At 44.8% G+C, this 20,743-nt stretch carries 23 protein-coding genes; 6 read left to right on the top strand and 17 right to left on the bottom strand.

Features of this window, described 5'->3' with window-relative positions:
* From tatA to rmuC, 5 genes are all read right to left on the bottom strand, one after another.
* On the bottom strand, positions 1 to 246 hold the full coding sequence (gene tatA, locus MTF70_RS12680) for a Sec-independent protein translocase subunit TatA (protein ID WP_005382958.1): 246 nt from the start codon (positions 244 to 246) through the stop codon (positions 1 to 3).
* A 52-nt stretch (positions 247 to 298) separates the two neighbouring features.
* On the bottom strand, positions 299 to 1,933 hold the full coding sequence (gene ubiB / locus MTF70_RS12675; protein WP_005379226.1) for a ubiquinone biosynthesis regulatory protein kinase UbiB: 1,635 nt from the start codon (positions 1,931 to 1,933) through the stop codon (positions 299 to 301).
* Positions 1,930 to 2,565, bottom strand: coding sequence for an SCP2 domain-containing protein (locus tag MTF70_RS12670; protein WP_005379213.1), 636 nt, complete (start codon positions 2,563 to 2,565; stop codon positions 1,930 to 1,932). Before MTF70_RS12670 ends, ubiB begins: the two co-directional genes overlap by 4 nt.
* Before the next feature lie 11 nt (positions 2,566 to 2,576).
* The gene (gene ubiE, locus MTF70_RS12665; protein ID WP_005379210.1) at positions 2,577 to 3,356 is read right to left on the bottom strand and encodes a bifunctional demethylmenaquinone methyltransferase/2-methoxy-6-polyprenyl-1,4-benzoquinol methylase UbiE; all 780 of its coding nucleotides are present in this window, start codon (positions 3,354 to 3,356) and stop codon (positions 2,577 to 2,579) included.
* Between the two features lie 77 nt (positions 3,357 to 3,433).
* Positions 3,434 to 4,966, bottom strand: coding sequence for a DNA recombination protein RmuC (rmuC, locus tag MTF70_RS12660; RefSeq protein WP_025768292.1), 1,533 nt, complete (start codon positions 4,964 to 4,966; stop codon positions 3,434 to 3,436).
* Between the two features lie 168 nt (positions 4,967 to 5,134).
* On the opposite strand from rmuC, the gene MTF70_RS12655 reads away from it, so the two are divergent.
* On the top strand, positions 5,135 to 6,040 hold the full coding sequence (locus MTF70_RS12655; protein WP_025768291.1) for a DMT family transporter: 906 nt from the start codon (positions 5,135 to 5,137) through the stop codon (positions 6,038 to 6,040).
* Positions 6,041 to 6,234: 194 nt separating this feature from the next.
* Positions 6,235 to 8,682 (top strand): EAL domain-containing protein, encoded by a 2,448-nt coding sequence (locus tag MTF70_RS12650; protein WP_042522593.1) that lies wholly within the window; start codon positions 6,235 to 6,237, stop codon positions 8,680 to 8,682.
* 18 nt (positions 8,683 to 8,700) lie between these two features.
* On the opposite strand, the gene MTF70_RS12645 is transcribed toward MTF70_RS12650, so the two are convergent.
* From MTF70_RS12645 to MTF70_RS12630, 4 genes are read right to left on the bottom strand one after another with little or no spacing between them, the layout of a single operon-like run.
* Complete coding sequence (locus MTF70_RS12645) at positions 8,701 to 9,771, bottom strand: AI-2E family transporter (protein ID WP_005379202.1); 1,071 nt, start codon at positions 9,769 to 9,771, stop codon at positions 8,701 to 8,703.
* A 45-nt stretch (positions 9,772 to 9,816) separates the two neighbouring features.
* Positions 9,817 to 10,143, bottom strand: coding sequence for a hypothetical protein (locus MTF70_RS12640; protein WP_005379200.1), 327 nt, complete (start codon positions 10,141 to 10,143; stop codon positions 9,817 to 9,819).
* Complete coding sequence (locus tag MTF70_RS12635; protein WP_005379198.1) at positions 10,133 to 10,645, bottom strand: phage holin family protein; 513 nt, start codon at positions 10,643 to 10,645, stop codon at positions 10,133 to 10,135. Before MTF70_RS12635 ends, MTF70_RS12640 begins: the two co-directional genes overlap by 11 nt.
* Before the next feature lie 48 nt (positions 10,646 to 10,693).
* The gene (locus MTF70_RS12630; RefSeq protein ID WP_005379196.1) at positions 10,694 to 10,942 is read right to left on the bottom strand and encodes a hypothetical protein; all 249 of its coding nucleotides are present in this window, start codon (positions 10,940 to 10,942) and stop codon (positions 10,694 to 10,696) included.
* A 360-nt stretch (positions 10,943 to 11,302) separates the two neighbouring features.
* On the opposite strand from MTF70_RS12630, the gene MTF70_RS12625 reads away from it, so the two are divergent.
* The gene (locus MTF70_RS12625; RefSeq protein WP_005379194.1) at positions 11,303 to 11,740 is read left to right on the top strand and encodes a DUF2383 domain-containing protein; all 438 of its coding nucleotides are present in this window, start codon (positions 11,303 to 11,305) and stop codon (positions 11,738 to 11,740) included.
* A 148-nt stretch (positions 11,741 to 11,888) separates the two neighbouring features.
* Positions 11,889 to 12,287 (top strand): hypothetical protein, encoded by a 399-nt coding sequence (locus MTF70_RS12620; protein ID WP_005379193.1) that lies wholly within the window; start codon positions 11,889 to 11,891, stop codon positions 12,285 to 12,287.
* Positions 12,288 to 12,492: 205 nt separating this feature from the next.
* On the opposite strand, the gene MTF70_RS12615 is transcribed toward MTF70_RS12620, so the two are convergent.
* The 5 genes from MTF70_RS12615 to MTF70_RS12595 form a co-directional block, all read right to left on the bottom strand.
* Positions 12,493 to 14,157 carry a diacylglycerol kinase family protein gene (locus MTF70_RS12615; RefSeq protein WP_042522591.1) on the bottom strand — a complete coding sequence of 555 codons (1,665 nt, stop codon included), beginning with the start codon at positions 14,155 to 14,157 and terminating at the stop codon, positions 12,493 to 12,495.
* A gap of 144 nt (positions 14,158 to 14,301) precedes the next feature.
* A complete protein-coding gene (locus MTF70_RS12610; protein ID WP_042522590.1) occupies positions 14,302 to 14,733 on the bottom strand; it encodes a hemerythrin domain-containing protein in 432 nt (143 codons plus the stop codon).
* Between the two features lie 104 nt (positions 14,734 to 14,837).
* Complete coding sequence (locus MTF70_RS12605; protein ID WP_005379178.1) at positions 14,838 to 15,035, bottom strand: hypothetical protein; 198 nt, start codon at positions 15,033 to 15,035, stop codon at positions 14,838 to 14,840.
* Between the two features lie 8 nt (positions 15,036 to 15,043).
* Positions 15,044 to 15,220, bottom strand: coding sequence for a DUF1328 family protein (locus MTF70_RS12600; RefSeq protein ID WP_005379177.1), 177 nt, complete (start codon positions 15,218 to 15,220; stop codon positions 15,044 to 15,046).
* Positions 15,221 to 15,265: 45 nt separating this feature from the next.
* Positions 15,266 to 15,817 carry a BON domain-containing protein gene (locus MTF70_RS12595; protein WP_042522589.1) on the bottom strand — a complete coding sequence of 184 codons (552 nt, stop codon included), beginning with the start codon at positions 15,815 to 15,817 and terminating at the stop codon, positions 15,266 to 15,268.
* Between the two features lie 436 nt (positions 15,818 to 16,253).
* Between MTF70_RS12595 and MTF70_RS12590 the strand changes: the two genes are divergently transcribed.
* Positions 16,254 to 17,597, top strand: a complete 1,344-nt coding sequence (locus MTF70_RS12590) for a sigma-54 dependent transcriptional regulator (protein WP_005382945.1) — start codon at positions 16,254 to 16,256, stop codon at positions 17,595 to 17,597.
* A gap of 93 nt (positions 17,598 to 17,690) precedes the next feature.
* Here the strand turns inward: MTF70_RS12590 and MTF70_RS12585 are convergent, their stop codons facing one another.
* The 3 genes from MTF70_RS12585 to ftnA all read right to left on the bottom strand — a co-directional run bounded on the left by MTF70_RS12585 (position 17,691) and on the right by ftnA (position 20,006).
* Entirely contained in the window at positions 17,691 to 18,884 is a 1,194-nt protein-coding gene (locus MTF70_RS12585) for an NAD(P)/FAD-dependent oxidoreductase (protein ID WP_005382944.1), read from the bottom strand.
* A 179-nt stretch (positions 18,885 to 19,063) separates the two neighbouring features.
* Positions 19,064 to 19,387: a universal stress protein UspB gene (uspB, locus tag MTF70_RS12580; RefSeq protein ID WP_005379169.1), complete on the bottom strand. Its 324-nt coding sequence runs from the start codon at positions 19,385 to 19,387 to the stop codon at positions 19,064 to 19,066.
* Between the two features lie 91 nt (positions 19,388 to 19,478).
* Positions 19,479 to 20,006 (bottom strand): non-heme ferritin, encoded by a 528-nt coding sequence (ftnA, locus tag MTF70_RS12575; RefSeq protein ID WP_005379167.1) that lies wholly within the window; start codon positions 20,004 to 20,006, stop codon positions 19,479 to 19,481.
* Between the two features lie 282 nt (positions 20,007 to 20,288).
* Between ftnA and uspA the strand changes: the two genes are divergently transcribed.
* On the top strand, positions 20,289 to 20,714 hold the full coding sequence (uspA, locus tag MTF70_RS12570; RefSeq protein ID WP_005379165.1) for a universal stress protein UspA: 426 nt from the start codon (positions 20,289 to 20,291) through the stop codon (positions 20,712 to 20,714).
* Positions 20,715 to 20,743: the final 29 nt, after the last annotated feature.

Raw genomic sequence — 20,743 nt, 5'->3', positions numbered from 1 at the left:
TTACGCCTGCTCTTTGTCTTTTTTCGTTTCAGGAGCAGCTTCTTTTTTCTGCTGCTCTTCTAGACTTTTTGGTTCGAAGTCTGCGTCTTTGTCATTTTTCGCAGGTTCATCTTCGCTCATCGCTTTTTTGAAGCCCTTAACGGCACCACCCAGATCGCCACCGATACCGCGTAGTTTCTTTGTTCCGAATAGCAATACAACAATTACAGCAATGATTAGAAGTTGCCAAACACTGATACCACCCATTCTCTTTACCTCGGGTCTTTAAACAAACAAAAATATTTCAAGAGTTTAACGTCTATTGACGATAAGCTCGCCAACTAAGCAGCCAAAATGTGACACCTGCGATACCGCAGGCCAACGAAAGCTGCTCAAAAGCATCGTTCACCAATATTGCCGAGCATACGACTAAAGTCGCGCCAACGCCAAACAAAAACTTTCCTGTCGCCTGCTGGCGCTTGCTCTGGCGATACCCTTGATAAAGCTGATCCATACGTTGATTCATCGCTTTACCTTGTTTCAGGCTATCGTAAAGTAGCTCTGGCAGTTCAGGTAATTTCTCTGCCCAAAATGGTGCGCGGTCTTTAATCGCATTCACTAGAGCTTGCGGCCCAACTTGATTCATCATCCATTCCTCCAGGAATGGTTTTGCGGTCTCCCACAAATCAAGTTGAGGATATAGCTGCCTACCAAGCCCTTCCACGTACAACAGCGTTTTTTGCAACAGTACAAGCTGTGGCTGAACCTCCATATTGAATCGACGTGCCGTGTTGAACAAATTCAACAACACATGACCAAAGGAGATTTCGCACAATGGCTTAGCAAAAATAGGCTCACACACAATGCGAATCGCGAACTCAAACTCATCGACATTGGTATCCGCAGGCACCCACCCTGAATCCACATGTAACTCCGCCACTCGGCGGTAGTCACGATTGAAAAACGCCAGGAAGTTTTCCGCCAGATAACGCTTGTCTTCGCTATTAAGTGTACCAACGATTCCGCAATCTAGCCCTATCCACATTGGGTTCTCTGGATGTTCGGGTTTGACGAACACATTACCCGGATGCATATCGGCATGGAAAAAGCTGTCTCGGAACACCTGAGTGAAGAACACACTCACACCGCGTTCCGCGAGCAATTTCATATTGGTGCCATTTGCTTTCAAGCCTTCAATATCAGAGACTTGAATGCCATATATTCGCTCAGAAACCATGACAGTTTCATTACTGAAGTCGGGAAAAACTTCAGGAACATACAATTCTTCGCTGCCCTCAAAGTTGCGGCGCAACTGAATGGCATTCGCCGCCTCACGTCGCAAGTCGAGTTCATCAAGCAGGGTTTTCTCGTACTCACGCACGACTTCAACTGGTTTTAAACGACGTGCTTCAGGCATCGCTCCGGCGACTATACGCGCCATTCGGTGCATCAGTTTTAGATCTGAATCAATGACTGGGCGAATATCTGGGCGGATAACCTTTAATACCACTTCTTGGTTAGTGTCTTTTATGCGCGCAGTATGTACCTGAGCAATCGACGCAGACGCCAGTGGTTTGATATCAAACTCGGTAAACCATTTTTCTAACGGACCACCTAATGCTTGCTCCATCTGCTTTTTTGCCAACTCGCCATCAAAAGGCGCGACTTGGTCTTGAAGTAAAGCTAGGGGATCAGCGATATGCGGAGGAAATAAGTCACGGCGCGTCGACATCATCTGACCGAACTTAATCCAAACCGGCCCCAGCTCTTGCAGTGCTAAACGCAGACGTTCACCGAGTGGTTTTTCTGGGTGCTTGTTCTTAATCCAAAACAAGCTTTTGCGCAGTAAAAGCGGAGCTTTGGTCAGTTGGTGATCGGGAAGCAGCTCATCTAAGCCGTATTCCAGTTGTACTTTGGCGATGTGGTATAAGCGCTTTAGTTCTGCTGGCGTCATGGTTTCTCCAATGCAGGCTTATCTGCATCCAGCTTATTCAGCAAAGCCGTTAAACGAGCTTCAATGCGAGAAGCCTGGCTGCGAACCTCATCAACTTGGTCGCAGAAATAGGCCACTTCTAACGGAGCGGGAGCCAGTTTCCATTCTTCAGTCACTACTTGCGCAAGATGACGTTGGTGTTTTTCTGCTTGAGACGCAAGAAAGTTGCCAATGTTTTTTGAGCCTTGCACAAAGGTATGTGCGGCGACATCGCCAGTCACGCGAGACAACCACTCTTCAACATCTGGTTTGCAATCCACCATCAACTGAGAGAATTTCTGCGCCAATTGAATATCGCCTTCGAGTTCAAGTTTATCTTGTTTAATAAGACGAGTGATGTTGGCCTGATCGCGCAGCTCTGGTAACACACTCAAGTTGAGCGATAGATAGCAGTTAGGCTGCCCTTCGTAATGACCAAGCACATCAATTTGCTGACTAAAAACAAATGTCAGTGTTTTATTGATCTCTTTCAGGTGAACTTGAATAACTTGACCTTTTAGACGCGCTAAACGACGGCCCAATGCAGGGTCGTCTTTGATCAGTGTATTCAGTGACGTTTCAATCACAGCGGTGATAAGTGGTTCAAATGGCATGCCGTTAACCCTTAGAATTTATAACCGCGATGCAAAGCCACAATACCACCAGTTAAGTTGTAGTATTTGGTGTTTTCAAAACCTGCGTCTTGCATCATGCCTTCCAGCGTTTCTTGGTCTGGATGCATACGGATTGACTCCGCTAGGTAGCGGTAACTCTCTGAGTCATTCGCAACTAGCTCACCGATTCTCGGCAACAAGTGGAATGAATATGCGTCGTATACTTTCGATAACGGCTCTAGCACTGGTTTTGAAAATTCCAACACCAATAGACGGCCGCCTGGCTTCAGTACGCGGAACATTGAACGAAGCGCTTTGTCTTTGTCTGTCACATTACGCAAACAAAAACTGATGGTGATGACATCAAAATAATCATCAGGGAACGGCAGTTCTTCTGCGTTGGCTTGAACGTAATGCACGTTACCCACAATACCGTTGTCACGCAGTTTATCGCGACCAACGTTAAGCATTGAGTTATTGATATCGGCAAGGATGACATGGCCTTCATCGCCAACAATGCGCGAGAATTTCGCCGTCAAATCACCCGTACCACCACCTAGGTCAAGAATACGTTGGCCAGGGCGAGCACCACTACAATCGATAGTGAAGCGCTTCCAAAGGCGGTGAATACCACCAGACATCAGGTCATTCATGATGTCGTATTTTGTTGCCACGGAGTGGAATACTTCGGCAACCTTAGTCACTTTTTCGTCTTTTGCCACTGTAGAGAAACCAAAGTGAGTGGTTTCATTCTCTAACGCTGTATTGGATTGCAAACTTGTGTCCGTCATTCTAATTCCTCTTAGGCAGCGCTTTCCTCTACGGGGCGTTTGTTGACAAATAAAATCGCCCACTGCACTGCGGGCGATTAGTTTACTTTATCCTCAGCCGGATGTCTTTCTACTAACGGGTCATTTTCTGAAAATGCATCACTCTGCGCTAACTGCGCGAGGTCGGAAGAAATCGGTCGTTTAATTTCAACTCCCAAGTGTTTAAAGCTTTCGGCTTGGCGAATCACATTTCCGCGCCCTGTGGCAAGCTTGTTCATCGCACCTTGATAGCTTTGATTCGCCTTATCCAGCGCACCACCGAGCCCCTCCATGTCGTCTACAAACAATCGTAATTTGTCGTAGAGTTTTGTCGCACGCTGCGCAATCATTTTGGCGTTTTCATTTTGGCGTTCATTGCGCCATAGATTATCAATGGTGCGCAGTGCCACCAGCAACGTTGTTGGGCTCACCAAAATGATGTTTTGCTCCATCGCGTCTTTGATCAAACTTGGATCGGCTTGAATCGCGACTTGGAACGCCGGCTCAACCGGGATAAACATCAGAACATAGTCCAAACTCTGAATACCTTTGAGTTTGTGGTAGTCCTTCATGCTTAACCCTTTGATATGTGCACGTAGAGCGGCTAAATGCGCATTCAAAGCCTGATCGCGCTCAGCATCAGTTTCGGCGTTGAAGTAGCGCTCATAGGCAACCAGCGCCATTTTAGAATCCACAACCACTTGTTTGTTTTGTGGGAGATGAACAATGACATCAGGTTGGTAACGCTTGCCTGCTTCATTTTGTAAGTTCACCTGAGTCTGATATTCGTGCCCTTCACGCAAGCCAGATTCGGCAAGTACCCTAGCGAGCACCACTTCGCCCCAGTTACCTTGTTGTTTGTTGTCCCCTTTCAACGCTTGGGTCAAATTAACCGCTTCGCGCGTCATTTGCTCGTTCAAACGTTGCAGGTTTTTCAGCTCATGCACTAGGGTATGGCGCTCTTTAGCTTCTTGGCTAAAGCTGTCATTAACGTGCTTTTTGAACCCTTCTAACTGTTCTCTAAGCGGTGACAACAAGCCTTCTAAACTCTGACGGTTTTGCAAATCGACCTTCGCGGTTTTTTCTTCAAACAGTTGATTTGCCAAGTGCTCAAATTGTTGTTTCAAGCGTGCTTCCGCTTGTTCTAAAATTTGCAGTTTTTCGGCATTAGCTTGGTTAATTTGCTCATGGCGAGCTTGCTGTTCACGCAGTTGCGTTTCTAGACGTGATTTGTGTTCACGCATTTGACCAAGCTCATCAAAGTATTGCTGGCGCTCTTGCTTTACGGCCTCGAAGTAACGCAGTTTTTCCATAGCTGCCATCAGCTTTCCGTGCGTTTGACGCACTTCAAACGCGGCTTTATCGCGCTCATCATCTAATTCATCCAACTCTTTCTGGGCATCGGCAAGGCTTTGCTTGACCTGTTCAAGTTGCTGTTGATGAAGCTGTTTTTCTGAAACAAGTTGTTGCTCGAGAAGCTGAGTTTGGGTGATAAAACGCTGTTTCACCCACCAACCGGCAGCGACACCACTAAGCGTGGCAGCACAAAGAGAAGAGAGAATGAGAGATTGGTACTCAAGAATCCATTGCATAATAGCGAGTTAGCCTGTGTTTTGTATCTATAACAATGGTATTTAGACACTGGATAAATGTCCAGTTTGTTGGATGAAAAATCCTCGCATACACTAGGCCTTCCTATAATATTCTTTCTTCCGCTCAAATTATCCAAACCGAGCGGCACATCATCACGCAGAGGCATCATGAACGAGCGTCGCGCCCTAGGATTTGGGCTCTCAGCAGTATTACTTTGGTCTACCGTTGCAACCGCATTTAAACTCACGTTGGCAGAATTTACGCCGATTCAAATGCTATGCATTGCCAGCATCGTCTCTGCGATTGCGCTAACAGTAATCTGTGGTGTGCAAGGTAAACTGGGCCAGTTAAGCGCTACATTTTTCTCAAACCCTTGGTATTACCTACTGCTTGGGTTGATTAACCCTTTGGCGTATTACGTTATTCTGTTCAAAGCATATGACTTGCTGCCCGCATCTCAGGCTCAAGCGATCAACTACAGCTGGGCCATCACCTTAACGCTAATGGCCGCTGTTTTCTTAGGACAAAAGATCCGTGGTAAGGACTGGCTGGCTTGCGGTTTTAGTTATGTCGGCGTGATAGTGATTGCCACACAAGGAAATCTTTTAGGCATGGAATTTGAGAGCCCGTTGGGTGTTGGTCTTGCGCTGCTATCAACGCTGCTGTGGGCCGGTTACTGGATTTTAAATACCAAAAATAAGGCCGACCCTGTGGTTGGCGTTCTGCTCGGCTTTTTGGTCGCTATTCCATTCGCCATTGGTTTAAGTCTTTATGAAGGTGCGAGCTGGCAGGCAATCTCAATTAAAGGCTGGGCAGCGGTGACGTATGTCGGACTGTTTGAAATGGGGATCACTTTCGTTTTGTGGCTGAGCGCACTCAAATCAACGCAAAACACCGCGCGTATCAGTAATCTGATCTTTGCTTCTCCATTTATCTCACTCATGTTGTTAGCTACCATCATCGGCGAAGAAATTCATCCTTCAACCTTGATTGGCCTGGTATTGATCATCAGTGGCTTAGTCATTCAGCAAGTCTCATGGGGCAAGAAAACCAAAGCGGTAAACGCTTCTTAATCACCTATCCAAAGCCCTAAAAAACGATGCAATAAGTTGGATAAAAAAGAGATATAGATAACATTTTAATGATAGAAAGCACTTTACGCTGCTAGGATTTAGCTACGCGTTGGATACGATACTCACAAAGCCCAATAGCTTACGCTAGATTCTAATATAATTACCTTTGGGCGATTTAGGACTCGTTATTAATTATGTTTCGCTTCGCTATTCCTTCGCCTTTGATGGCAGACTGGCAACACGTTCTGCGACAATGCTGTGATGTAACTCAAGCTCAGGGACAGCTTTATACTCTGAGCGATACTCAGCAGTGGCTATCGACTGAGGTGTCCACCTCAACCCAAAATCATCGTGCTATCATCGATGTGATAACGCAAGTTGTCGATCACTTTACGCCGACAGATTTTACAGTTAGCCATACCCCCTTTGAAGAGCAAACCTTGAGCATTGGACCGATTTGGCTACCTAATGGCGAATTGCTTGCCGTACTGACACTGACTCACCCTAATGATCAATCAACGGTTGTTTCGGCATGGCTAAGCGCAATCGCGGGGCGGATCAGCTTTGATATCAACTTGCACTGTCAGCAAGAACAAACGCGACATCAAAGCGCGGAAATAAAGCCAACACCAACACTACAAGAGTTTATCGACTGCCTTGAAGACCACGTATGGATAAAAGGCATGGATGGTCTTTATTCGATGACCAATCGAAGCGTAGAAAACGCGTGGCAAAAAACCAACAGTGAAATCATTGGAAAAGACGATTTTGCCCTGTTTAGCCATGAACGTGCGGAAAAATTCATTGATGCCGATAAATTGGTGGTAGCCACTGGCACGCAAAATATTGTTGAAGAATGCCGTCAAATTGATGACAACAATAACCCCACTTGGCTAGAAACCATTAAGTCTCCTGTCCGTGATCATGCGGGAAACTTAATCGGCATTCTGGGGATGACACGTAACATCACCCGCCGAAAAATGGTAGAAACGCAGCTCTCCTTAGCGTCCCAAATTTTCAACAATTCGCAAGAAGGCATGGTCATTACAGACCGCAATGCCAACATCATTGATGTAAACACGGCTTTTACCCAAATTACAGGTTACCGCTCTGAAGAGGTGATAGGAAAAAACCCACGAATTCTGCGCTCAGGTCATCATGATCAAGGTTTCTATCAACAGTTGTGGCATCAACTCGAAAACAAAGGCCAATGGAAAGGCGAATTCATCAACAGAAAGAAAGATGGCAGCATTTATCCGCAATTAGCGACCATTAGCGCCGTAATGGACGATAAAAACCACCTTATTAACTACATTTGTGTGTTTGAAGATATCTCTGTGCGTAAGGCACACGAAGAAAAGCTGCAGCGCATGGCTTTTTACGATCCATTAACCAATCTACCTAATCGCACTCATTTACTTAGCTTACTCGAGCAACACATCGAAACCGGACACAAAAGCCAGCAGACGTTTGCCACCCTATTCTTAGATATCGACCATTTCAAACACATCAACGATAGCATGGGCCACTTCTGTGGTGACCAATTGCTGTCTAAGTTAGCGATTCGTCTGCAAGATGTGCTTCACCTCAATGCGCATGTGGCTCGCATTGGCGGCGATGAATTTGTGATTATTTTGCCAGACATCCATAGTGATGTTTCCTTATTGGAAACCGTCGGCGATATTCTAAGCGTATTCCAGCAACCATTCGACTTGGCAAACCACGACTCACTTCGTGTCTCGACAAGTATTGGTATTGCCTTGTACCCAAGAGACGGTCAAGACAGTGAAACCTTACTGAAAAACGCAGACACCGCGATGTACTTAGCGAAGAAAAATGGACGCAACGGCTACGCGTTTTACTCACCGGATTTGACCGATAAATCCGTATCCCATGTACGCATTCAATCCGCTTTGCATCAAGCAATAGAAAAACAACAACTCCGGTTAGAATTCCAACCGCAATACAACTTGGAACAAAATTCGATTGTCGGCGTGGAAGCTTTATTACGCTGGCAGCATCCAGAGTTTGGCCCTGTACCACCAGCAGACTTTATTCCAATTGCAGAAAAAACAGGGCTGATTCAAAGCATTGGTGAGTGGGTGTTACAACAAGCTTGTTTGCAAGGTAATGCTTGGCTGGACCAAGGCATCGAGTTTGGCAAAATCGCCGTCAATGTTTCTGCGTTGCAGCTTCAGCAGTCAAATTTCATTCAGCGATTAAGTACTATCCTCGATAACACCGGATACCCTGCCCAACGGTTAGATTTGGAGATCACAGAGAGCTTTTTACTGATCGACCCTCAACAAGCCATTGCATCGTTAAATCAATTACGAGAGCTGGGTATTGAGATTTCTCTGGATGACTTTGGAACTGGCTATTCGTCTTTGTCTTACTTGAAAGGTTTGCCAATCAACAAACTGAAAATTGACCGCTCATTTGTCAGTGATGTCCCAAGTAATAGCGACAGCAACGCGATTGTGAATGCCATTATTGCCATGGGAAAAACGCTGTCGTTGAAAGTCGTCGCGGAAGGGATAGAAACTCGGGAACAAGCCGATTACTTATTCGAAAAAGGCTGTATTTATGGTCAGGGATATTTATTTAGTCAGCCAGTGAGCGCTGGAAAACTGTTTCGTTGAACCAGCTTGACCCTCAAGTCACTCTCGCGGTGCCACGTCCGCGGAGGTGATTTGCTTTGCTTGATTTTGGGTTGATTGGCATAGCTCTAGACGATCAACCAAAATATTGATACAAACCAGCAACGGCACACCGATCAATAGTCCCATTCCGCCCCAAAGCCAGCCCCAAAAAACAAGCCAAACAAAAATCACTAACGGGTTTAAGTTAAACCTTTTCCCCAATAGTGTTGGTGTAACAAACTGACTTTCAATCAAATTGAGCAGTAAATAGATAGACACCACCGTCAGCATAAAACTGACCGACTCCAACTGCAGATAAGCCACAAAACCGAAACTCACCATGGAGATGACTGGGCCGAGATACGGCGCAAAATTCATCACGCCAGCAAACGCGCCCCACAAGAACGGGTCCTCAAGGCCTAAAACAAAAAACACCGCCCCAACACTCAACCCAAGTCCCGCATTCACCAACGTGATAGTGCCAATGTATCGAGATAGGTCTTTCTGTAGTGCTTTGACCAACTCAATCGCTTGGCGCTGCTTGGCAAACCCATGTAAGTAAGACACTGACTTTCGAAATAAGCTTCGTCCATGATTGAGCATAAAGTAAACCATAAACAGCACGATCATCGCTTGTGTCAAAATCGTCGGCGTAGTGGTCGCGAGCGTTTTTACCAAAGAAAAGACGGTGTTGTTCCCGACCTCATCCATACTCATATCATTGGCGATATTCAATGGAGTATTAAGGTGATCAGCCGAAGCTTTAGTAACTTCGCTTACTTCTTGCGACACATTTTTCACGATACTGGGCAGCTCAGACCACCATTGCTTGGCGGGCTCCGACATGGCGGCAAGACCAATAATTGAGGCGCCAACGAGGAATGACAGTGTCAACACGACGGTAATAGCACGTGGTAAGCCTTTGTCTTCAAGATAATTAATGAAAGGACTGCACAGCAGAGAAATAAAGGTGCTAAGTACAATAGGTAACAATATTGGCTTGGCAAAATACAGCCCTGGGACGAGTAACAGGACGAGAAGCGTTGCACCAATCGCAGTGTTGGCAGGAATGTTCAATTTCGCTGTCATAATAAGCTCAGAATCGGTAAGAAAATTTTGCGGTGAAATCCGCTATTAGAGTGGTTCGCCCTCTGTCGTCGCAGCGTTGCTTACTTGTGTTGCTGCATTTCCATTTTGCTCCGCATCTGACTCATCCAGAGAAGCTGCCGCGACCGGCTTTGTGAGCGAATCGGTAATATCAGACACGCTGCTAACCAATAGCCCCATTGACGAAATAGAAGAAGTCAGTCGAGACAATCGACCTGCTTTTGCTGCGGTAACGGCAACGACAGCACTAATGCCTAATGTCGTCCAAGGGTTTTCTCTCACAAACTTCTTGGTGGTAAACGTGAACATTTCCATCGACAAACAACATTGCTCTAGAGATGCTTTACCTTCCATCCGCTTGATCCGCATGGCTCGATTGAGCTTTTGTAGCGAGCGCATCCCACCCCTCCTGTAATTGTTCTGTCGTATTTTTGAATCCAAGAAATCCAACTAAACGCTTCTGCCACCAGGCTAAAGCAAATAATGCCAAGCCTAATGATGTGATAAATACACCCACGGCAACATATACGTTGGCAGTTAACTGATAAGCCACCACCCCAGAGGCAAGGCACAAACTGAATACGAACAATACCGACAATAGGGTAAAAACAACGGTACACAGCAAAATCTGACGCACTGCGGACACGTTAACTTTCATCTCCAAGAGGAACAAATCCAACGTTGAACCTGACCATGCTTTTAGCGATTTCGTCAGTTGGTCCAATTGCGCAAGAATGCTGCTCAAACCATTAATGGTTTGTTGGATATCCTGTTCTTCTGCCCCATCAGGGGCTCGGCCGCTGTCTGAAGCCGCCGAGCCTGATTGCTGATTGGTAACTTGCCCTGAGTTATTCATGTGAAGCCTCGCCTTTCTGTTGTGTGGCTTAATCCTTGGTGACCACTATTATTTGATCAGCTTCGAAACCGCCCAACCAGCAAGGAAGGCACAGCCTATGCTCAGCAATGGGCGCTCCTTGATTACATTTTCTGCCGACTTAGTCGCCTGCTGAACTTGCTGTGCACCGACATCCAGCTTCTCTTTGGCTTGATCTTTCATCGCGCCAACGGCTTCCGTCGTGGCTTGTTCCGCTAAGTGATATGCTTCTTCTAACTGCTCTTGAGGTTTTACTGTGCTTTCTTTTGTAGTAGCCATAACTAGCCTCCATTAATGAGTTGAATAGTGAATCAAGTGAAACAATGTTTGACCTCACTTACTCCCTACAAAGCCATATCCATGCCAGAATTTTAAGTTGTTGTTTTTTATTGATTTTATTTTTATTTCGATAAAAAGCCGTATCTGTACGTGTAATTCTTTCCAGGCTTTCCCCGCCATTCTTGTAATTTTTTCTTAGCGCCTTACCGACTGTTAGCAATTTATTGCAAAACAAGACATTAAGTCACTGATTAATAAGACTTAAAACTCATTGGCATACAACCTGCAATTGAAGATGAACATCGTGTTTGTATTCCATACGCTCAAACACCCCTATCACCAGTAAATAAGGAGTGGCATATGAAAAATGAAAACATCGCCTCAATCATTGAGCTTATCGAAAGCGGAAATGAAATTTACAACAAGGCCATCGAGAACATCGACAACACTTCTTTGAATAATGTGTTGGTAGAACTGCTCAGAGTACGTGAGCGTGCAGTCATTGAGCTCACTCCCTACTCTCTAGCAAGTAACAATGAAGAATCTGCCGACGACACTCCGGTTTCCTACACCATCAAGGCGCGTGAGGTCTACAGCGACGTGATGAAGGAAGTGTCCTCTGACAAAGAGTCTATGTATTTAGAACAGCTTGAAGGTGTCGAAAGCAAGGTACTCAAAGAGATTGAGAATTTGATTACTTCCCACCCAGAGCAGGCGGATAACTCGGTTCTGCTGAAAGTTCGTAGCGATATAAAAAGCTGCAAAGAAAAACTCAGCAGCATCAGCCTTATTAGCTAAAACTTGGTGGTCGCCTTTGCAATAAAGCTCGGTATTGATCAAAGAAATGGCCAACTTGCTTTGGCCATTTCTGACAAGCCCACAGGCGCATTAACATAACCATCACGAGAAATGTCCCACGACAATAGTCATAAATAAAGAGGTCACTATGACATTGGATAACAATCGAGTAAGGGAGCTACTCGTAAAAATGACACACCATCGCCAAACGTGTTTGCCTCTCGTTAACCCGCAATCACATATGACACTCGCAAGAGCGGCATATCGATTCGTGAAAATAGAAAAAGTGATGATCAAAAAGATGGCGAAGCTGTTCTTCGATCAAGATGGTGAACAATTCATTGCAGAAAATGCCACCGAATACGGCGTTGCCGAGTTAGGCAATTACAAAGAAATGCATTTTATGAATAAATTACTGTTAGATGATTTAAAAGCCCTGCTTAGAGCCATTGACGACACCAACTTAACCGCACTTGTTTCTTATTGGTTAGCTGCTTTACAAGTTGAAAACGATGAAATTGAAAAGCACTTACCTCAGGGTGAGTAATTATACTCGCCCTTCTTTCTTTCACTTTGTTTAACCCTCATCCCCAATCAACCTAGTAAAAGGTGCAGATAGAAAAAAGCCGCTGCATCTACTACGCAGCGACCTTGATAGCCTTTTTACGACGCACACCAAATCATCAAACAACACAGAAAAAGCGCCATGTAGAATACGAAGCAAATGGCGCGTTATCCGCGGATTATCTGTGTTAAAGCGAAGCTGATTTACGTCTCTGGCTTGGAACAAATACGTTCAATGACTTTGGACGCAGCTTGATTGCCAGTTGCTCATCAGAATACAGTTCACCATCAATCACATACTCAATCGGTTTATTCGCAGAAATAGTGACGCTCTGAGCCGTCGCGTATTGAAAATGTGTCGATTCTTCCTGTGCGCCTACGCTCGTTAATGTCAGATCCGACAATGCGATAAGACGTCCGCCTAAAGACTCGGTGTTATCTAAATATGTGATATGCAGCTTGCCATCATCAGGCTGCGGCGCATCACCACCTTGGGCAAGCAACGTACTAAATGGAGCGATATTCGCAACGACAAAACTATGGACTTCAAGCGTTTGTGTATTATTGTCGTGGTTTCCATCTTCAGTTGGATCGTCTAACGAAACGGTTAAAGCTTGCGTTTCTTCCGCCACTACAGCATTAAAAAAGCCGGTGAGGTAAGCTAGTTGTCCAAAAACATTTTTCTCTTCTCGCTGAGCGTGCTCGATCATTTTCTGTTCTAGCCCAATGCCTAAGACCAATAAAATAAGCCGCTGATTACATTCCGCAGTATCAATACGTTGGCAGTGTCCGCCAAGCAACGCTTCACACGCTTTTTCGACCGGTGAGAATTTTGCGCCAACGCCATAGAGCACATGACATAACGCATTGGCAGTTCCGAGCGGAACAATACCGAGTTTTAGGTCGGTATCCACCAATTGGCTCGCCACCTCTGTTACTGTGCCATCGCCACCAGCTACGATGATTTGCTTAGCTCCATTTTCTTTTGCCTGTTGTGTTAGCTGCTCGGCGCTGAGGTTTGTGGTGGTTTGATGAATACTCAAGCGATATTTTTTGGTTAGTTCACGAATCAAGTGCTGTTCGTTTTCCTCCCATTTTCCGCCACCTGCAACAGGGTTAACCACCATCCAAGTGGATTGATCCAGCCCTAGCACGCCTTTTTCACTGATCGCTCGTAACGTTCTAATCTGTAATTTATTCAATCTCGCGGTACTGCGTACGTCATTGATTTTTTTCATCACGGATTCAACCGTCAGTGACGGGTCTTTGCTTAATAAATACGCCGCCACAACAAACACTGAACGACCACGCCCTAACGCACAATGCACAACCACTGCCCGCGAGCACGAGATTTGAGTATCAATCCAGTTAATCGCATGGCGCAGGCGCTCTAGCGTTGGGGCTTTGTGGTCGAGTACCGGAATCGAAAGGTAATGAAACTGCTTGTCGGTCATCGCGCTTTCAAGGCCTGCAAATTCTGCGGTGACATCGACAATACAAGAGATCTCATTGGATTCGAGAAAATCTAAGTCACTCTGAAACAAACGGCGAGATAGGTATAAATTGTCGCTGACTTTTTGGATTGGAGGTACAGTATCACGCCGTCTTTCCCAGGCGTTATACGCTCTAGCCCCCAATAAAAATGGGATGAATGCCCAGCGAATCCACCTGACAATCTTGCCATCTTGGTTTTTTCTAAAAATAGAGGGAATGTCGAATACGTAGGCTACGCTGACCAACGCTAAAGAAAGAGATATCCACAAGAACAGCAGACTAACGATAATTTGAGGCGTATAGATAGCGGCCAATAAACTGATCAGAGCGCCAAGAATATAATATTTGATGATAAACATTCGCTCTCCTTGCCTTCAGCGAGTGCACTTTTTAGTGGAAGTTAGAATACGCGGGGGATTGAGCTTGGATACATGAACTTGAGTAAACGCCTTGATTGAGTGCCTTCCCGTGCCGAAATGGCACGAAAAGGTCCAACACTCTACCTAGCTTGCCACCTCTTCAACATAACCATCCGCTAGTTTCATTTTCTGCTTATCGGTCATTACCTTGCCGGCTAACTGGAAGAAACGCTGCTCTTCTTCCTCAAGATGGTGCAACACTTTGTGACGTAAGGTTTTCATTAGGTTGAGCCACGCTGGCGAGCTCATATCGGTTGCATCAAGCTGTGCAATCACTTTATCAATTTCATGATGCTCTGCGATGCCATGGCGAGTGAGATCAATGGTCTTATCGCTATCTATTAAAGGCGCGTAGAAAAACCGCTCTTCTGCCGCTGCGTGCTGTTCGAGTTCCTCTTTAAGGTTGTGATAAAACTCTTCACGAGCGGGGGAATCTCCAGACGTTTCCATCAGAGCATCGAGTAAAAGGCGTTGCTTTTCATGACTCTCTTTCAGTACATCAAATATGTTTTTCATCTTTGACTCCTTATCTGATTGTAAACAATTGGGACAAAAGGAAGGGCGGTTATTGACCGCCCCTCTCTTACATAGCTATGCGTAAAAAACCTAACCTGATTCGGCTAACAGTCTTGGTCTTCAGCGTTTAGGTTTTCTTTAATGTTTTCACATTCATCTTCAATCGCATTTTGGGTTTCTTCGGCGGCTTCATCTATCTTTTTGCCGGCCTGTTCCATTGGCCCTTCTTCACTACAAGCTGCCAACGCAAACACCAAACCGAATACTGCGGCGATACGGTAAATAAATGACGTAAGTCGCATGGAATCTCCTATCTATTTACGTTTTTTCTTCCCAGCAGAACAATCACTATTGATACAATTAATGACAATAGGAATAGGTAAAATATCACTTGCGCGATAGAGGCAGCAGCTCCTGCAATACCAGTAAAGCCTAATAGTGCAGAAATTAGTGCCAGTGCCAGAAAAATAAACATCCAACGAACCATAGTGTTACCTCCTAATAAAAGTGGGTTAAATCACTCGGCTCGCTATTATTGAACCACTTCTAGCTTATCAATCACCTTATTTACGTCATTGGTGTTATTTGCAATTGAAATTGCAAGATCATGCTCCGCATCTGAATTAACTTGACCTGCCAACGTTACCGTTTTGCGTTCTGTCGTTACATCAATATCCGTACCACTCACATTGGTATCCATTAGTAGGCGCGTTTTAACTATAGTCGTGATTTTAGAATCGGTCAGTGTAGCTAAAGCTTCTGAATCAGTTTCTTTCTTGCCTTCATTCACTACTGACAATTCGTTGTTTACTTTTTTCACACCATCAAGACCAGTAACAAGCTCTTCGGCAAGTGATTTTTCAAGATCATTGTTTACCGAACCAGAAAGGGTAACGACCTGATTCTCAACATCGGTATTGATATCAAAAGAGTTGAGATTGCTGTTTAGCAGTAGTGTGGTTTCAGCTTTACCATCTAGCCAAGCGTCCATGGATTCTTTTTCCCATTTATCACTCGCTAAGACTGCTGTAGATGAAGTAGCAAGAACTGACGTAAGTACAATTTTAGCTGCGATGTTATTCATGGTAATTCTCCTTTATTGACGTTGCACTTCCCTAGGAGCAAACCACGTGCCAACTTTATAACTCATTGTTTTTAAGTGACTAATAAAGGAAAGAGGTAAAAATGAGATGAGCAATAAAGTATAAGCATGAATTATTTACACGTAAAAAATGTAATTTTTAATCGGTGATAAAGCCTCCGTCACTTGTGCCTAAATAACCTGATAAAACAGAAAGGCTATTTCTCCAGAATCAATTAATAGCAAAATTATTATTTTAAAAATAAAAATCTGAACAAAAGGAAATATCTACTGATGGCTCTCACCGATATATATCAAAAAGGGGCTAATAACATAAAAATACCGAACAAATCCTTAAATCTATGCTGACAATATTTTGTCTTGTGAAGTGAGAATAATCCACGTACATTGTTTCTGTCATAGTAAAGAGGACATTTCTATGTCGATGCCAAGCCTGTTTCTAAGAATACAAGATCCATCACTTAAAAATGCCATCGCTTCTTGCCAGGAACTGAACAAATTTCGTCTGCATGACATCGATGCCGCAGACCAATGGATTGAAGATTTCCTACAACTCAAACCGGAAGTTGCGATTGTTGAAGTCGCCCACTTTACTAGTGCAGATTATCAACGTCTTTCTAATATCGAAGACATCTACGATATGGACTTGATCATCATTAGCTCAGGCGCTCCAAACGAGAACTTGGATAAGCTGATGAACTTGGGTGCTATTTTTCACTACAGAAAGCCCGTTGATATTGCCATTCTGACGGACACCCTGAGCGAAGTCAGCCAGTACTATCAACACAAACAAGATCAAGGGCGTAAAGTGTCCACCAGCGATCTTGACCAATTTGGTCTTTTGGTCGGCTCTTCCTCTCCGATGCATCAGCTCTATCGTATGATCAGGCGCGTTGCTAAAACAGAAGCCAACGTCCTTATTGTCGGTGAAAGTGGATCAGGCAAAGAACTGGTGGCGCAGACCATCCACTTAGCGAGTGAGCGTAAACAACAGCCCTTTATAGCGATTAACTGTGGTGCCATTAGCCCTGAATTGGTTGATAGTGAACTGTTTGGCCATGAGAAAGGCGCTTTTACCGGAGCAAATAAAACTCACCAAGGTGTATTTAAGCAGGCAGAGGGCGGCACCCTATTTTTAGATGAAATCACCGAGATGCCTATCGAGCATCAAGTGAAGCTATTGCGGGTGCTAGAAACCGGAGAGTATCGCCCAGTTGGCAGTAATACGGTTCATATCGCTAATACTCGCATCATTGCTGCTACAAACCGTGATCCTAAAATCGCCATTGAGGAGCAGTTCCTGCGTGAAGATCTGTTTTTCCGCTTATCGCATTTCCCATTAACGATACCGCCACTGCGAGAACGAGGCGGTGATATCGTAGGTCTGGCCAAGCACTTTATTGCGCACCGCAACGCCAATGAGGCAAAAACCAAAACGATTCTTGACTCTGCGATCCAAAAAATCGCTGCACACGACTGGCCAGGTAATGTCCGTGAGCTCAAACACACGATCGAGCGTGCATTCATTTTGGCTGATGACACCATCCGAGATGAACATCTTATCTTCGACACACCACCATTGGAAACAGGCACCAGCATCGAAGACCTTGTTCCGGCGGGCGTTTCGCTAGAAGAGCTAGAAAAAGCCGCCATTCTCAATACCCTTGAAGAGAATCAAGGCAATAAAACGGAATCAGCGCAGGAGTTAGGCATTAGCGTGAAAACGCTCTATAACAAACTCGAAAAGTATCAAGACGAGTAACTCGCTATGGGAGTACAAAAAGAGCACTGAATTTTATTCAGTGCTCTTTTTGTATCTTATCTTTTATGCAGTTAGGCTGCGTTTGGTGTTTGATTAAACCCACTGCCCCGCAACAAAGCCGCTCGACCAGCACCACTGAAAATTGTAGCCCCCTAGCCAACCAGTCACATCCATCACTTCACCAATAAAATAAAGCCCTTTAATGTCTTTGCATTCCATGGTTTTCGAGGATAAGTGATCAGTATCGACACCGCCGAGTGTCACTTCCGCAGTTCGGTAGCCTTCAGTGCCATTCGGGGCGATATCCCAATGCTCTAGACGCTCCACAATCGCCGCAAGCTCCTTTTGATTGAACTGTTTTAGCGGTTTATCGACTAGCTCTTTACGTTCAATTAAGACTTCAACCAGACGCTTAGGCAGCACTTTGGCAAGCGTATTCTTGAGTGACTGATTTGGATGCTTCTCACGACTGCGTTCTAATAACTCAGCAACATCATCGTTTGGCACAAGATTGATCAACACCTTTTGTCCGGCCCGCCAGAATGAAGAAATCTGTAACACTGCTGGACCAGATAACCCACGATGTGTGAACAACAGGGCTTCTTTGAACATGGTGCCATCTTCAGCCGTAATTTCCGCAGGTACCGCGATACCAGATAACTCAGCAAAGTCTTCTTTGTCTTCTTTATGCAGAGTAAATGGTACAAGCCCTGCCGTGGTTGGGATAACTCGAAGACCAAATTGTTCCGCGACTTTATAACCAAATGGTGTCGCTCCCAGTTTTGGCATCGACAAGCCACCTGTTGCGATAACTAAAGACTCACATTCGACAATCTCAGTACCAGCATGCAAACGAAAGCCTTCATCAATTTTTTCAATCGAATGAACATCGCATTGGTAACGCTGCTCGATGTTCGGCATGTCACACTCAGCTAACAACATCTTCACGATATCTTTGGCCGTAAATGCATCGACACAAAACAACTGGCCGTGATCACGCTCTTCGAACTCAATGCCATGTTTACACACCATCGAGATGAAATCCCAGTTAGTGTATTGGGAGAGCGCCGACTTAACAAAGTGCGGGTTTTGACACAAATAGTGATTAGCTGAAACGTCGTAGTTAGTGAAGTTACAACGACCACCGCCCGAGATAAGGATTTTACGTCCTGGCTTTTTAGCATGATCGAGCACCAAAACACGGCGGCCTCGCTTGCCTGCTTCTGCAGCACACATTAAACCTGCTGCGCCTGCGCCAATTACAACAACATCAAATTTCTTACTCATCGGTAGCTCTTAGACTGATTGGTATCGAATCAAAATAAAAAAGGATGTGCACATTGCACATCCTTGCTTTCTAGGCGCGACATTCTACCGACAAATACCGAAAGGGAAAAGCGCTTAAACTCTAAGCGCTCTGTATGTCCGCAAAATCTCAGACAGAACAACTTCTGGATTATTGACTCTTAGAGAATGAAGGCCGCAAGTAGCGTCACGCCGAGCAACGCGGTCGATAGAACAAACAATTCACGCACTCTTTCACACTTACCAGTAAAAATTTCATCGTGGTGATGATGATATTCTTTACTTTTAATGTAGTGATACAACCTCACCTGCTTGGTGACATTTCCATGAGTGGTAAAAAAACCATTACCATCAACTTGCTGATATAACAGCGGATGCGCTTCACGCATGATATAAATTAGAGAACGAAGAGCGGTGAGATACCGGACCATATTAACTCCAGTTACCACCATTAGCGCAAATAAGATTGTGTCTCCACTGATCATCTTTTCCTCCCTACATCTTCAACAATGCTCAAGAGAAAAAGACGATCAACACTTCGTCTTTACCCGCTACTTACAACGTCCCAAAACGCGTTTACGCAGCTGGAGCATCCATGATTGAAGATGAACCTTCTTTCGCCATTTGTGCTAGATCTTTGTCAATGAAGAACAACGCTTTACCGTCTTCACCTACCAGTTCGATCTTATCTAAAATCCCTTTAAACAACTTCTCTTCTTCGTGCTGTTCTGACACGTACCACTGTAGGAAGTTAAACGTTGAGTAGTCTTGGCTAGTAAATGCAACGTGCGCCAGTTTGTTGATTTTTTCCGTGATCATTTGCTCATGTTCAAATGTCTCGCGGAAAACGTCACCTAGGCTCGCAAAGTCATGCTTTGGCGCATCAATAGCGCCTAAGATTGGCATTGAGCCAGTTTCACTCACGTAAGTGAATAGGCGTTGCATGTGCTCCATTTCTTCTACGGCGTGAGCGCGTAAAAATTCAGCCGCACCTTCAAAACCTTTGTCTTCACACCAAGCACTCATTTGTAAGTATAGATTGGATGAGAAAAATTCTAGGTTAATTTGCTCATTCAATTGTTCGACCATAGTTTGAGACAGCATGTTAACTCCTATTATTGTGCATGCAATATACCCAAGTAACCTCGAAATAAATGACGCTGCGAGAATAGCTTGGTCTGGCAGACACGGCGAAGTTTCACTTCAACTCTAGTCAGTAACACTACGCTTATTTCAGCATATCAAAGTCACTTGGGTATAACGCCACTATAACATGATTACTGAGACAAGACTTTGTACCTACGGCACCGATATGAGATCACTTCAGCAAATTTTTTTTGGGGTTGGTGCTAATCTAAAACTATGACCTTACAAGGAGATAGCAATATGAGTTACAAACACATACTTGTGGCAGTCGACCTTTCAGACGACAGTAAAGTGTTGATTAAGAAAGCCGTATCACTGGCTAAACCTCTGGATGCGAAAGTCTCTTTTATTCACATCGACGTGAACTACGCAGAACTCTACACCGGGCTTATCGATATCAATATGGCAGAAGCGCAACATCAAGCAATGGAAGCATCGCGCACACAATTGGCAAACTTCGCTGAATATGCGCAATACCCAATTGCCCATACTTTAGTCGGTAGTGGCGATTTGAGTAATGAGCTGTGCGATACCATTCAAGATTACAGTATTGATTTGGTGGTTTGTGGTCATCACCAAGATTTCTGGAGCAAGATTCTATCTTCGACTCGACAGCTGATTAACTGCTCACCAGTCGATATGCTGGTCGTACCGCTAAAAGACTGATTGGCGCAGCGATAAAACTTGGTTAGACT

Origin of the sequence: Vibrio sp. 2CM40D (assembly GCF_023161825.1) — a bacterium.
Lineage (GTDB): Bacteria > Pseudomonadota > Gammaproteobacteria > Enterobacterales > Vibrionaceae > Vibrio > Vibrio alginolyticus.
This window is presented reverse-complemented; position numbering and strand designations above follow the sequence as displayed.